General features: G+C 44.9%; 14 protein-coding genes and 1 riboswitch. Of the genes, 2 read left to right on the top strand and 12 right to left on the bottom strand.

Annotated features, from left to right (window positions below; all coding sequences use genetic code 11):
- Positions 1-116: 116 nt before the first annotated feature.
- From M1E06_RS09385 to M1E06_RS09360, 6 genes are all read right to left on the bottom strand, one after another.
- Positions 117-902 carry a metallophosphoesterase gene (locus M1E06_RS09385; protein WP_035338511.1) on the bottom strand — a complete coding sequence of 262 codons (786 nt, stop codon included), beginning with the start codon at positions 900-902 and terminating at the stop codon, positions 117-119.
- Positions 903-982: 80 nt separating this feature from the next.
- Entirely contained in the window at positions 983-1,372 is a 390-nt protein-coding gene (locus tag M1E06_RS09380; protein ID WP_229029999.1) for a YpbF family protein, read from the bottom strand.
- A 121-nt stretch (positions 1,373-1,493) separates the two neighbouring features.
- A complete protein-coding gene (locus tag M1E06_RS09375; RefSeq protein WP_025811217.1) occupies positions 1,494-2,222 on the bottom strand; it encodes a LysM peptidoglycan-binding domain-containing protein in 729 nt (242 codons plus the stop codon).
- 1 nt (position 2,223) lies between these two features.
- Positions 2,224-2,868: a CPBP family intramembrane glutamic endopeptidase gene (locus tag M1E06_RS09370; protein WP_020451986.1), complete on the bottom strand. Its 645-nt coding sequence runs from the start codon at positions 2,866-2,868 to the stop codon at positions 2,224-2,226.
- A complete protein-coding gene (locus M1E06_RS09365; protein WP_035338510.1) occupies positions 2,862-4,358 on the bottom strand; it encodes a RecQ family ATP-dependent DNA helicase in 1,497 nt (498 codons plus the stop codon). Before M1E06_RS09365 ends, M1E06_RS09370 begins: the two co-directional genes overlap by 7 nt.
- Positions 4,351-5,409, bottom strand: a complete 1,059-nt coding sequence (locus M1E06_RS09360; RefSeq protein WP_035338508.1) for a helix-turn-helix domain-containing protein — start codon at positions 5,407-5,409, stop codon at positions 4,351-4,353. The genes M1E06_RS09365 and M1E06_RS09360 overlap by 8 nt, the downstream gene beginning before the upstream one ends.
- Before the next feature lie 263 nt (positions 5,410-5,672).
- Here M1E06_RS09360 and M1E06_RS09355 point away from each other — a divergent pair, with 263 nt between their 5' ends.
- A complete protein-coding gene (locus tag M1E06_RS09355; protein WP_003183064.1) occupies positions 5,673-5,921 on the top strand; it encodes a ferredoxin in 249 nt (82 codons plus the stop codon).
- Between the two features lie 137 nt (positions 5,922-6,058).
- On the opposite strand, the gene M1E06_RS09350 is transcribed toward M1E06_RS09355, so the two are convergent.
- Complete coding sequence (locus M1E06_RS09350; RefSeq protein ID WP_035338506.1) at positions 6,059-6,640, bottom strand: ECF transporter S component; 582 nt, start codon at positions 6,638-6,640, stop codon at positions 6,059-6,061.
- A 155-nt stretch (positions 6,641-6,795) separates the two neighbouring features.
- A riboswitch (FMN riboswitch) is annotated at positions 6,796-6,929 on the bottom strand.
- 253 nt (positions 6,930-7,182) lie between these two features.
- On the opposite strand from M1E06_RS09350, the gene serA reads away from it, so the two are divergent.
- Positions 7,183-8,760 carry a phosphoglycerate dehydrogenase gene (gene serA, locus M1E06_RS09345; RefSeq protein ID WP_023857473.1) on the top strand — a complete coding sequence of 526 codons (1,578 nt, stop codon included), beginning with the start codon at positions 7,183-7,185 and terminating at the stop codon, positions 8,758-8,760.
- 48 nt (positions 8,761-8,808) lie between these two features.
- Here serA and M1E06_RS09340 read toward each other — a convergent pair whose 3' ends face one another.
- The 5 genes from M1E06_RS09340 to M1E06_RS09320 form a co-directional block, all read right to left on the bottom strand.
- On the bottom strand, positions 8,809-9,633 hold the full coding sequence (locus tag M1E06_RS09340) for a M23 family metallopeptidase (protein ID WP_035338504.1): 825 nt from the start codon (positions 9,631-9,633) through the stop codon (positions 8,809-8,811).
- A 123-nt stretch (positions 9,634-9,756) separates the two neighbouring features.
- Entirely contained in the window at positions 9,757-10,863 is a 1,107-nt protein-coding gene (locus M1E06_RS09335) for a GerMN domain-containing protein (protein ID WP_035338501.1), read from the bottom strand.
- Positions 10,799-11,383, bottom strand: coding sequence for an RNA polymerase sigma factor SigX (sigX, locus tag M1E06_RS09330; RefSeq protein ID WP_023857476.1), 585 nt, complete (start codon positions 11,381-11,383; stop codon positions 10,799-10,801). The genes M1E06_RS09335 and sigX overlap by 65 nt, the downstream gene beginning before the upstream one ends.
- Before the next feature lie 272 nt (positions 11,384-11,655).
- Complete coding sequence (locus tag M1E06_RS09325) at positions 11,656-12,570, bottom strand: LCP family glycopolymer transferase (RefSeq protein WP_035338500.1); 915 nt, start codon at positions 12,568-12,570, stop codon at positions 11,656-11,658.
- Positions 12,571-12,604: 34 nt separating this feature from the next.
- Positions 12,605-13,435 (bottom strand): polysaccharide deacetylase family protein, encoded by an 831-nt coding sequence (locus tag M1E06_RS09320; RefSeq protein WP_035338499.1) that lies wholly within the window; start codon positions 13,433-13,435, stop codon positions 12,605-12,607.
- Positions 13,436-13,476 lie beyond the last annotated feature (41 nt).

Below are 13,476 nucleotides of genomic sequence, written 5' to 3'. Positions count from 1 at the left end.
TCTTATTATATGGAGATGATGAGTCATAGGTTCTTAATTTTGATACCAGTTTACACTGTGTTTGGGCGGAAGACAAGCACAATGCCGCCTTTTCGTTCCTTTTCAGTGAAAAAGCATCAGTTTCCGTCCATGCAGGGTCCCGGGACCAGCTTAATCAGATGGGTTTCCGGCCTCGCTCCCAGCCGCAGCGGAAGCTTCGATGTGCCATAGCCGTTGCTGATCAAGTACGGCGCCTGATGAACGGTTCCGTTTCCTCCGATTTCACAGAGCCCGAATCTGCCGAGGCGAATCTGTCCTCCGTGGGTATGACCGCTCAATATGAGATCAATACCGTCCGTCTCCTGTATTTGATGATGAATCTCCGGATTATGTGACACAAGGATGGTCGGAAAATCCTGTTGCACGCCTCTGAGCGCTGCCGGGTAATCATCCAATTCGAGCCTGATGTCATCCACTCCGCAAATATTGACGGCTTGTCCTTGATGGTCATGCAAAACCGAAGCATTGCGCAAAGGCGTTACGCCGTGTGCCCTGAATATTTCCTGCAGCCTTTCCTGATCAACTTCATAATCGTTATTTCCCCATACAAAATACGTTTTTCCCAAACTTGAAAGCCTTTTGATATTTTCTTCAATTCTCGAATAAGGAACGCCGCCCTCCGCTAAGTCGCCGCCGATCAAGACGAGCTGAACCCCGTGTTCTTTCACTTCACGAATAATGTCTTCACTGACTGTCCGCCTATGAATATCCGAAATAAAAAAGACGGTCAATTCGTTATTTAGGCGCCTGAGCAAAAACTCGGCTTTCAATACCCGGTTTTCTCGTGCGATACCTGACATTTTCCACACTAAAGCAGCAAAACCGATGAAAACGGCCGAAGCCAGACTGAGCCAATAGATCATGTGCATTCTCCAATCTGTTTTGTTTATCATAAGACGGCTTTATGCAAAAAGACGTTTCTTTTAATAAGAAAACGTCTTTTTTATTTGCTTTCGAAATAAAGATTAATGTCATACTGCTGTTTCATGATCTTAAAAACCGTTTCCCTTGATTTCCACTCTTCAGGCTGGGGCCATAAATCCGTGCTTTTCTGAATAATCTCGCATCTCAGCTTATGAAATTCCCCTTCTGCTTTTTCTTCCTTCTTTTTAAAATAGTAAGCGGTGCTGTATGCAAAAGCGGCCGACAAAATCCAAAGCAGGTAGACGGAGTCATTCAGCAAGCCGGAAAGGAAGCCGTTTTGCCCGAGCCCTTTTGACGCTGCAAACAAACAAAACGAAACCGCGCATATCGCCGCCAGCGCCTGCCACCTGAATGTCTGTCTGGCATAGTTTTCGTACTTTTTCTTCCTTTTAATTAAGGCGCGGAGCATTTGTTTCGTCGGTTCGTCCGTAAAACGGTTCAGCTCTTCAAGCTCGCTTCCCACAGTCCTCACACCTTGTCCTATTTGATAGTACAATGTATATGTATTCGCGGGCAAAATGATGCCATTGTTAATAAATCGGGATATTCAGAATCTGGCCGGTGTAGACATTGTTGCCTGATAATTGATTATAATTGCGGATTTTTTCCTCTCCTGACCGGTTCTTATAATATTTCATCGAAATCCGATAGAGCGTCTCTTTTTCGCCAACCGTGTGCTTCAGCACCTTTTTGGGCTGCGGCGCTTGCTGAACGGGCGGCGTTTGAGCTGCGCTTGCCGTTTTCTTCTCTTGTTTCGCAGGCTGCTTCGGCGCGGTAGGCTTCTTTGCAGCGACAGGCTTCTCCTCAGCTTTTTTTGCCTCTTTAGGCTGCTCTTTTTCCTTTTGCTCGTCTTTTTTTGACGGTTCATTCTCTTTATTTTCCGATTGTTTGCTCTCTTTCAGCTTTTCTTCTTGAAGGGCGGCGGCTGTATGCTGCGAAGCCGCCTTTTGATCCGCTTCTTGTTCACCGTTTTGATTTTCATTCGTCATTCCCGTCTCACCGGATTTGTTTTCATAAAACACATTATCATACTGATCAGAGTTGGAATCGCCGCCTTTGTCTTGGTTCAGCATGTACATAAACACCACGAAGACGATGATCGGAATGAAAACAAACATGACTGCAAGTGACGTGAATAGCGGATTTCTGTCTTTATTCTTTTTTTTGCTGTGCTTCTTTTTTTTGTGATACGTCTGCCTGGAAGGAATGTCATCATCAGGTGTCTTCAGTTCAACAGCCGCGGCCGCCTCCCGGCTCATTTCAGCACGGGTCTTCTCCTGCTCCTTCTTCTTCCTCTCTATCCTTGACATCTCCGTCATGCGAACTCCTCCTTACGTGTTGAAAACGAATCTGGCACGCAAATACAACATCGATCAAAAAGTGTGCCGTCACAGGAACGAATAAATTCCCTGTCCATTCAAAGCTCAATCCGAGCAAAAAGCTGATGGACACAACCATTACAAACAGCAGCCATTTTTTCAAATAACGAAAATGCAAAATCGCGAAAATAATGCTCGCTGCCCAGAGACCGAAATGCGTCTGAATAACGCCTCTGAACAATATTTCCTCTGCAAATGCAATGAAAAGGGTAAGAATCACGATATGCGGGTACGAGCGTTCACGAAAAAGCTTTTCATTTATCCCTTCATCGTCATACATATGCTTCGGAGCCCATTTCATCACCATCAGGTCGGCGATAATCACGAGAGCCGCGAGCGGCGCCCCGTATTTCAAGATGCTCAAGTCCGATGGATTCCAAAGCGACAAAAAATCGTCTGCATCATCAAATAAAAAGATGCCCATCAATAATGCGGTAAAAAGCATCAGCATCTGGGAAAAATAGAGCTGTTTCAGCATTTCCCTGTCTGACAGGCGACGTATGATTTCCGACTGCTTTTTCAGCATACACGATCACAGCTGGCGGCAAATATGGCATCTAATTCTTCTTCCCACGCTGTCAATTTGTTCATAGACGGACGGTCTCCTTTGGCTTCGTATGCTTCAAGACTTAAACCGCAGGATGTACAGCACGCTGTGTCATCCGTTTCCAGCGGTTCTTTTTGTTCATTAAAATAAGCGAGCAAGCTTTCCCTGAAACACCCTTCGCTTTCGGTGACGGCGGCGAACCCAGCCGCTTTTTTCAACTTGAGCTCCCTGCGGCTGTCCATCTCCCTCTGAATGACCTCCCGGCCGTCATCGCCAAGGTGATGCACCTTCTGATAAAGATGTAGAAAATGGCGGGCTTGCGTTTCCGATAAACCGGCCTGCTGTAGAACTTCCCGCCGGTTTCGCTCATCTTTCACTCCGGCAAGCTTTTCGTATAAAAAGCCGATATCACTTTGAGAGAGTGCTTCCATTTGAATGAGCTGCTCCTGGATTTCCTCGTCTCCCGGAGCTTTCAGCAAAATGCTGACGCTCTGCTTTCCATCCCTGCCCGCACGTCCGATTTCCTGTAGATACGCCTCTGTCGTCTGCGGGAGGCTGAAATGGATCACATATCTGACATCAGGCTTGTCAACTCCCATACCGAAGGCGTTCGTGCAGCAGACTACATCAAGCTGGTTGCGAATGAACTGCTGCTGAATCAGCATCCTGTCGCTTGCCTCCATCCCGCCATGATAAAATCCCGTTCTCAATTTTGTCTCATCACGAAGCTTGTCAGCCAGTTCTTCAGCCCATTTTCTTGTCGGGCAATAAACAAGACCGGGACCTTGTAGCTTTTGAACCAGCCCTGTCAGTCGCTCCGTCTTCTCAGCGGTATCCCGCAACTTTTCAATATGAAGCGCAATGTTCGGGCGATCAACGGAATGGATCAAATAATTGGCGCCTTTAAGCCCCAGCATATTAGAAATGTCCTTCAATGTCGCTTCGGTTGCCGTCGCTGTAAGCGCCAGGGTGACGGGATGACCGAGGAGCGCCTTGATGTCTCCAAGCTTCGAATAATCAGGCCTGAAATCATGCCCCCATTGTGAAATGCAGTGAGCTTCATCAACGACAAAAAGGCTGACATTGAGCAATTGAAGCTTTTTTAGCACTTGGCCGGATTGGAGGGCTTCTGGTGAAATATACAGATATTTGAGGCTGTGAAGCCGACTTAATACGTCATTTTTTTCCTGGTGTGTCAAAGCGCTGTTCAAGGCCGCGGCCCGCTTCTCTCCGCGCATTTTTAATTGCTGCACCTGGTCTTCCATTAAAGACAAAAGCGGTGAGACGATCAGGACGGTTCCGTCTTTCAACAATCCGGGAAGCTGGTAGCACAGCGATTTCCCGCCTCCTGTCGGAAGCATCGCCACCGTGTCCCGCCCCTCCAGCACGCTTTTGATGATCTTTTCCTGGCCGTTTTTAAAAGTATGATAACCAAAGTACCGGCGGAGCGCCTGATGAAGTTTATCCATTCCTGATCACCGTTTTCGACAAGGCCAGGCGGATTTTAAAATAGCTGTATCGGCCGCCGAGCCCCTCTTTAATTTGTCTGATTTTATTGGTTTGGTTCGCTTTCGCATAATCGGCAATGATTTTCTGCTCCTCTTTCGACACGTACTGATCGATGGAAAAAGACGGATCATGAATGGCAATTTCCACAATGTGATCCTCGATCGTCGCCGCTTTCAGCTTTCGAATGTCTGCGATCCGGTCTATTGTATGCCCTTCTTTTATAAGAAAAAGCGTTTTTCTCGTCGATTGTGTCAAGCCATCATTCAAAGGAATGTCCTGAATAAGCGTTTGAAAAAGCGGACTTTCACCATTTTGGGCGGATTGAATAAAATAATGCAGAACATCCCAAAACAGTGCATATATGTACCACTCATCAAGGTCCATTTTTTCGGAAAGCTGTCTAAATGTATAGCCCGCTTTTGCCCCGGAAGTCAGGGAGTGGACAAAAATAGCGGCCTGTTCATCATCGTTCAAAACAGACAGCTTCTCTTTCAGCTCATGGTGAAACTGGGCTGCTGTTTCAGCGGCATTCCGACTTCTTAAATATTGTTTAACCCAGTTCTGAATCTGATAATCTTTTACGATCGGTAAATACACGCGTTCGCGGTAAAGTTTGTTGGAGAGCACCTGAATCAAAAGCGACATCCTTGCCCACATGATTTTGGCTGCCGCCTGATAATAGCCGCCGTGAAAATGGCGGGGCCACGGGTAAAGGGCAAAAAAGCCGGCAAGTTCCGCTTCTCCTTTTTCGGTGACGATGTAAGCGCCGCTTTCCGCTTTTTCTCTGACCAAAGACTCCTGTTTCAATTGTTGAACGCTGACTGTCACCTGCTCTCTGGATAGAGCCGAACAAAAGCCAAAGTATTTTGAAACGGCAAATAAACCGGCGTCCTGTATCGTCTGTGACGACCTTTTTCCTTTTAATAAATGATAGACCGCGCTTGAAGAACGCTCACCCTTCATGGATGACAGAATGTCGAGCACAATGGCGTCAAAAAAATGAACCGGCATATCATCACCTACAATCTTCCGGCAACATTCGATCTTTTCTTCTTTTTATTTTAACAGATTTTGCGGAGAAATCGACGTTTAAACTCATATAAAAGGGGTATGTTAGCAGTAGAACCCTTGTGTGATAAGCATTCTCAATATTTTTGAGTTGAAATGTAAGATTAACACCATTACAATAAGGAATGGGAATAGGTTTCATATCGGATAGATAGAGGGTTAAACCATTTGTTCCAACGAAGAACAATCTGGGAGGTTTTTTATTCATGCCAAAATATACAATTGTAGACAAAGATACGTGCATCGCATGCGGAGCTTGTGGTGCTGCGGCTCCTGATATTTATGATTACGACGATGAGGGAATCGCGTTTGTCACCCTTGACGACAATCAGGGTGTCGTCGAAGTCCCTGACGTCTTGGAAGAAGACATGATGGACGCATTTGAAGGCTGTCCTACAGATTCGATCAAAGTTGCGGATGAGCCGTTCGAAGGCGACCCGCTTAAACACGAATAAAGCAAAAAACATCCGGTGCACAAAGTGCCGGATGTTTTTTTATCAGATAAGCACTGCTTTGCCAACAAGCAAAAAGAAGCCGGCTCCTTCTGCAGCTGAAAATGCCCGGCACAGTGCCGGGCATTTTTCATGTCTATTTATTTGGCGGCCATGCGGACGTTTTCCTTCAGCCGCGGCTTCAACGAAAGGAAAATCGGTGTGGACACGAGAGCCACAGCGATGCCTTTGATGAAATTAAATGGCAGGATTCCGGCCAAAACTGTGGTTTTGAGCGCTTCTCCCGATAGCACTGGAGCATTTAAAAACCAAGTGTAGGCAGGCAGAAATAATAGATAATTTAAAATGCTCATCGAAACGGCCATCACAAGCGTCCCTGCGAAAAGAGCTGTGACAAACCCTTTGGCAGAACTTGATTTTTTAAGCAGCACAGCCGCCGGCAGGATAAACAATGTTCCGGCAATGAAGTTAGCGGCCTGATCAATCGGAACGCCTGAGGCGCTTCCGGCAATAAAGTAATTCAGCACGTTTTTGATCGCTTCAACGGCAATTCCGGCTCCCGGACCATACAAAATAACAGCGAGCAGTGCCGGGATATCACTGAAATCGATTTTCAAATACGGGAATGCCCCCAAGATCGGAAAACTCAGCATCATTAAAATAAATGCGATGCTGCTCAGCATGCTGATTGAGACGAGACGTCTCACCTTGTTGTGTTTCATTTTGTCACTCTCTCCTTTTCGATCACATCTCACGAAAAGAGGAATGGTTCTTTCCCCCTGCCCTAAACAAAAAACCCGCTTTATTGAAAAAGCGGGGCTGTTTTACAGACAGGTCAAATAAACGTTTGAAAATATCATTTCAAAACGCACGGAACCTCCATCTTCTCCCATCCAGACTATACTGTCGGCTTCGGAATCGCACCGAATCCTGCCCCTAAAGAGGCTCGCGGGCTTAGAGCGCTTGCTCATCACCGCCGGTAGGGAATTTCACCCTGCCCCGAAGATTGATCTTATTTATTTTTGATACTGATATTATTATAAATGAATTGTGAAAAAATGTACAGATTCAAAGCTTATTGCGCTGTTTTGGGGCGTCCTTCAGAATATTTCGGCAAACTCACTTTTTCCACACACTAAAAACCGCACATTCACAGTTATTTCATTTTTAATTTTCGTCTTTCCGCGCGAAACTCATTGACACCCTTTATGGAATATGGTAAATTATCAGATATTTATGACGCTTATTTAGGAGGAAATCTTACATGTTTCGAGTATTGGTCTCAGATAAAATGTCCAGCGACGGCCTCAAACCATTAATGGAAGCAGATTTTATTGAAATTGTAGAAAAGAATGTTGCGGAAGCGGAAGACGAGCTTCATACGTTTGACGCTCTCTTGGTGCGGAGCGCCACGAAGGTGACCGAAGAATTGTTTAAAAAGATGACTTCGCTAAAAATTGTTGCCAGAGCAGGTGTCGGCGTCGACAATATCGATATTGACGAGGCGACAAAGCACGGTGTCATCGTCGTAAACGCGCCAAACGGAAATACAATTTCAACTGCTGAACATACTTTTGCAATGTTTTCAGCGTTAATGAGACATATTCCGCAGGCAAACATCTCCGTTAAATCCAGGGAGTGGAATCGTTCGGCTTACGTCGGTTCAGAGCTTTACGGAAAAACCCTCGGCATCATCGGAATGGGCCGCATTGGAAGCGAAATCGCGAGCCGCGCAAAAGCGTTCGGCATGACCGTTCATGTATTTGACCCGTTCCTGACGCAAGAAAGGGCAAGCAAGCTCGGCGTTAACGCGAACAGCTTTGAAGAAGTTCTGGCATGCGCTGACATTATTACAGTTCATACCCCGCTCACAAAAGAAACGAAGGGACTTTTGAACAAAGAAACCATCGCAAAGACGAAAAAAGGCGTTCGTCTCGTGAACTGTGCAAGAGGCGGGATCATCGATGAAGCGGCGCTTTTGGAAGCTTTGGAAAGCGGACATGTCGCAGGCGCTGCCCTCGATGTGTTTGAAGTCGAGCCTCCGGTCGATTCAAAACTGATCGATCATCCGCTTGTGGTCGCGACTCCTCACTTGGGCGCTTCAACGAAAGAAGCTCAGCTGAATGTCGCTGCACAAGTTTCCGAAGAAGTCCTTCAATATGCGCAAGGAAATCCTGTGATGTCCGCGATCAACCTTCCGGCCATGACAAAGGATTCATTCGAAAAAATCCAGCCTTATCATCAGTTTGCCAATACGATCGGAAACCTTGTGTCTCAGTGTATGAATGAGCCTGTTCAAGATGTAGCCATTCAATATGAAGGCTCTATCGCCAAGCTTGAAACGTCATTTATTACGAAAAGCCTTTTGGCCGGATTCCTGAAGCCGAGGGTCGCGGCTACCGTCAACGAAGTGAATGCCGGCACTGTCGCGAAAGAGCGCGGCATCAGCTTCAGCGAAAAAATTTCTTCCAATGAGTCAGGCTATGAAAACTGCATTTCTGTGACTGTCACCGGAGATGTGACGACATTCTCTTTAAGAGCGACGTACATTCCGCACTTCGGCGGTCGCATCGTTGCCTTAAACGGCTTTGATATCGATTTTTATCCGGCTGGACACCTTGTGTATATTCACCACCAGGATAAACCGGGGGCTATCGGCCATGTCGGACGAATTTTAGGAGACCATGACATCAACATCGCCACTATGCAGGTGGGCCGAAAAGAAAAAGGCGGAGAAGCGATCATGATGCTTTCATTTGACCGCCACCTTGAGGACGATATTTTAAATGAGCTGAAAAACATCCCGGATATCGTGTCTGTTAAAGTCATCGACCTTCCTTAATAAAAAGCCCCGGAACCTGAAAGAAATTCCTTTCGGGTTCCGTTTTTTTTAGGAACTCTCCCTGATCTCAAGCAGCTGGCGGGGATAAATCTGTTCGCCTTTCAAATCGTTCCATTCTTTGAGGTGCCGGACAGTAACGCCCATTTTTTCGGCGATATGATGAAGCGTATCCCCTTTCTGCACCACATATGTGCCGGTCTTCGGTTCATCGTCATGAAGGCGGAGTGTTTGGCCGGCCTTAAGCTTCGAATGTTTCAACCCGTTTATTCTCATGATCTCCTCGATAGATATACCGCTATCCTTGCTGATTTTCCAGAGCGTGTCCCCTTTTTGAACAGTTACGGCACCGCTCATTGTCCCGGTGTTTTGATGAACGTGGACCGAATTTTGCTGGAACGCTTCTTCACGAAGCACCGTCAGCGGATTGATTGCATATCTTTTATCTTCAGTCCATGAACCGTGATGCATTTCAAAATGCAGGTGGGTTCCGGTCGATATTCCCGTATTGCCGATGATTCCGATTTGCTCGCCTTTTTTCACCCGTTCTTTTTCCTTTTTCAGGCGTTTGCTTAAGTGGGCATAAACGGTTTCATATCCGTTGTCATGTTTGATAAATATCACGTGGCCGTAGGAGTCCGATTGATACGATTTGCTTACCGTTCCGTCTGCGGCTGCCGCTACAGCTTCCCCTTCAGGAGCGGCAATGTCAAGCCCCTTATGTTTTCCGTCTCTCGTCCCGAATTGATCTGTGATCTCCCCTTTAATCGGTTCAATCCACTCTGAAGCTGCCGCTCCCGGCGTAGTGACGAGAAACGCAAGCCCCGAAAGCCATGCGATCGCGAACAGGAAGTTTTGATGTCTGAGTATCTTCAAGGGTTTCCATATCCTCCTATTACAAGCATCTGCGGTAAAATTCCCCCTATTCGGAGACAGCTTAGTATACTTCCAAATCAATACATTTTATACATCAAAAAAAGACTCCGCGCGGGGAGTCTTTTAGCTTTCTATCGTTATCGGATTCGGTGCGTACGGAACCTGTACAGATTTCGACAAGTCATAGGCGCCGACCTTGGTTGTGGATGCATTTTTAAATTTCACTTTTGTGAACCCGAAATCTTTGGCGGTCAATAGAAGGCCTTCAACCATCAAAACGTCTTCAGGTTTATTTTCAATATTCGCGGAGGAAGAAAATTGAATGATCAGTTCTTTTCCATTCTTTTGAATATCTTCAATCTTTGTATCATCGGATAGAATGGGTTGTAAATGAGTGCCGCTTTCTTTAACTTTCATCATCTTTATCGCTTCCTGCACCGTTTCGTAAGATTCGCTTGAAGGTGCAAGGAACCGGCGTCCGTCAGAGCTTTCATATAAATAGTAGCCTTTTTGCGTCTGATGCATAATCGCCATATCAGCGAGCATTCCGAATGATTCAAATTCAACGCCAGATTCATCATCGGAAATAAACAAAACAGAATCATATGAACCCCATTTAAAGGTTTCGTTGATCACATTTTTCAGCCGTTCGAAATCTTCCACTGAAAGCTCCGGTATTTTTTCATTTACTTGAATCGTCAGTTTTTTACCGTTTTTCTGTTCTTTGAACTTCACCTGATCAAGATAAGATGTATCAAATGATGTAAATTGGTCCACTTTGAGCTGGCTGTATGCGTGAAGTGCATCTTCAAGATTCGTCATGCTTATGCTTTTCTCAAGACTTATCGGGACAACGACAGACTTGGACTTGTCAAGGAAAGCGAAGGTGATATAGTCGTCTTTTTGATTCTGGGAGACGACAAACGTATTTGCAGGTTCAGACTTGGCAGCATCAGCCTCCGTCTGCACCAATTTTCCGTCAGATGAAATGTTGGCGTCGGCGCTGTTTTGAGATCTGATCTGTTCGATTAATTGAGGAGTGATCAGCATCAGAAGAAAGAGAACCAAAACTGTAGCAGCAAATGCGCCGACCCGTTTTTTCGGTGATTTACGCTTTGGTGCGAAAATCAGCTTTTGATAGATCTGATTTGCCGAACGATTATCCTTAACCGTTGGAAGTTGGCTTAGTAACGCCTTCAGCCGTTCTTCGTTCCATTCTGACTTCTTCATTCTTTGGATCCTCCTTCAAAAGCTCCATCTGTTTACGAAGCACTTTCAGACCGCGGTGCTGAGTGGTTTTCACCTTGCTTTCGGAAAAATTTAAGGCTTTTGCCGTTTCACTGATCGAATACCCTTGGATAAACCGCAATACGATAACGGATCTTTGATCAAGCGTACACCTGTCAAGGGCCTCGAAAATTTCCTTCAGGTTTTCATTCTGCATCACGATGTCCTCAGGCAGAGGCTTGCGGTCTTTTACATCTTGCTTCTCCCAGTCAAACGTCCCCAAAATCCGCTGGCGGATCGTCTGCTGCTTTCTGAACCAGTCGATCGCAACGTGCCGCGCAATCGAAAGAAGCCAGGTTTTTTCGCTGCTTCTGCCTTCAAATGTTTCATAAGAATGCAGGACGCGGATATATACTTCCTGAACTAAGTCTTCTGCCTGGTTTTTGTCTTTTACCATATAAAATAAAAACTGAAATAAATCCTGATGATACTGATCATATATTTTCTGAAAGGTTTCTTCCACCTGAAACCCCTCCGTTCAATTTATTGTCGTTTGTCAATCTTAAAAGGTTACATTACAACTATTACAACTATATTACGAACATATGAAAATGGAAAGGGGGTTTAACTAAAGTTAAGCTTAATTTTAACTTAACAAGCATAAAAGCACCCGTTCTAAATGAACAGGTGCCAAGCTTACAGGAACTTCCGCTTTCTCACTAAGCTGCGTCCGTATACTCATAATCGGAACGTTCCTTAAGGCGGATCCTTTGAAATGGACTGATTTTCATCCGTTTATGACTTTAAGTCCAATTGTTGGCGAAGCTTTTTGGAAATCTCCTTTCTCTTTTCGTCAGTCACCAGGTGATACCATAAGCCGTCAACTTTTTTATCTTCACCCTCAATTTCTATCTGTTTAATATCCTTGGCAGCTTCTTTATAAGAATGTTGAATATCGATCATCTTGTCCAGTGTTAAGTTTGTTTTGATGTTTTTTTCTAATGCTGTCAAAATTTCTTGATAGTTTGTTAATGATTTTAATTGAGCACCTTCATGAATGATTTCATTGATGATCTCACGCTGACGCTCTTGACGTCCAAAATCACCGCGGGGATCGTCTTTTCTCATCCTAGCATATGTCAAAGCAGTTTTGCCATTAAGATGCTGCTTTCCTTTTGACAGATGCACGCCTTCAAGGGTGAAATCAATCCGATTATCCACCGTAATGCCGCCAATTGCATCGACAATATCTTTAAACCCATCCATATTGATTTTAATATAATAATTGATGGGAATGTTCAAAAATTGTTCTACAGTTTCAACGGTCCCTTCAATTCCGCCATAGGTGTAGGCCGAATTCATTTTCGAAAATTTATTCTTCGATTTGATAAACACCCTTGTATCACGCGGAATACTTGTCATTGTCGTTTTCTTTGTCTCCGGGTTAATCGTCATCACAATCATAGAATCCGGTCGTCCTTTATCACCAGGGCGCTCATCTATCCCTAATAAGAGAATGGATATAGGATCGTGCGGAGCAGTATCCTTCTGCTCGGTATCCCTGTGAAGAGGCTCGTACATTCCATTTATTGATTTTGCGACGGTACGGTAAATCCCGTATGAAACCACACTGCCAATCGTTATCACTAGCGCGAGGGCGAACAATATCACATTTTTCATCTTTAGTTTTCTTTTTCTCATTTTCACCATAGTATCCCTTCCTTGTTGATCCAGGTCATATTTATTAATTCCATCTGAAATGAACCGGTTTTATCGAATCATGAATAGGCTTCATTTCATATCCGTTTTCCTGAAAGTATTTCAATAGTTTCTCCAAATGGGCCGCAGTTGTCGGTTTTTCATGCATTAATACGACAAGCGGCTCAACACCGGAAAGGTTATTGACTTGCTGAATCACATTATTGACGAATTGACCGTTTGTATTTGCAGATTTCCAGTCCTCTGAATCAACAGTCCAGTCCCAAAGATTAAAGTGGTCGCGCTTAATGACTTCTTGAAATGGACCGGTAATATAAGGCTTTGATCCGTAAGGCGATCTGATCAAATGTGTGTCAACGTTGGTCGTTTCTTTGATTGTTTTCAACGTATCGTTCATTTCTGCTGCAAAGCTTTCAGGAGATTTATAGATTTTCGATACTTGGTGCGTCACGCCGTGAGAGCCGACAGAGTGGCCGCTTTCAACCATTTTTCTCACAATATCGGGATTTTGTTCGATATTCGGTTTTAACATGAAAAAAGTAGCTTTTGCATGATACTTATCGAGCAAACTTAAGATTTTATCTGAAGCCGCAGGATTCGGCCCGTCGTCAAATGACAAATAGACGACCTTTCCGATTTCCGGCGCTGTTTGCTTATTTTCTTTTTTCTCTGCTTTATGTTTGCCTCCCGTCACAGGTGCTGAAGCGGAGGAATTTTCTTTTAGCGGTTCCTGCTTTGGACCAGCGAGTGCATTCCACGAAATGCATAACAAAGTCACCCCCAGTACAATCAACATACCCAGCACTAATTTTCCTAGTGCGCTCAATTTACGATCTTCTTTTGGTGAATTTGACACTTTTTCCAACTCCTTAAGCTGTAATTATCAATCACTAGGTT

The organism is Bacillus sp. AK124 (assembly GCF_053903085.1).
The sequence above is the reverse complement of the archived record's forward strand: the minus strand, read 5'-3'. Positions and strand labels throughout refer to the sequence as shown.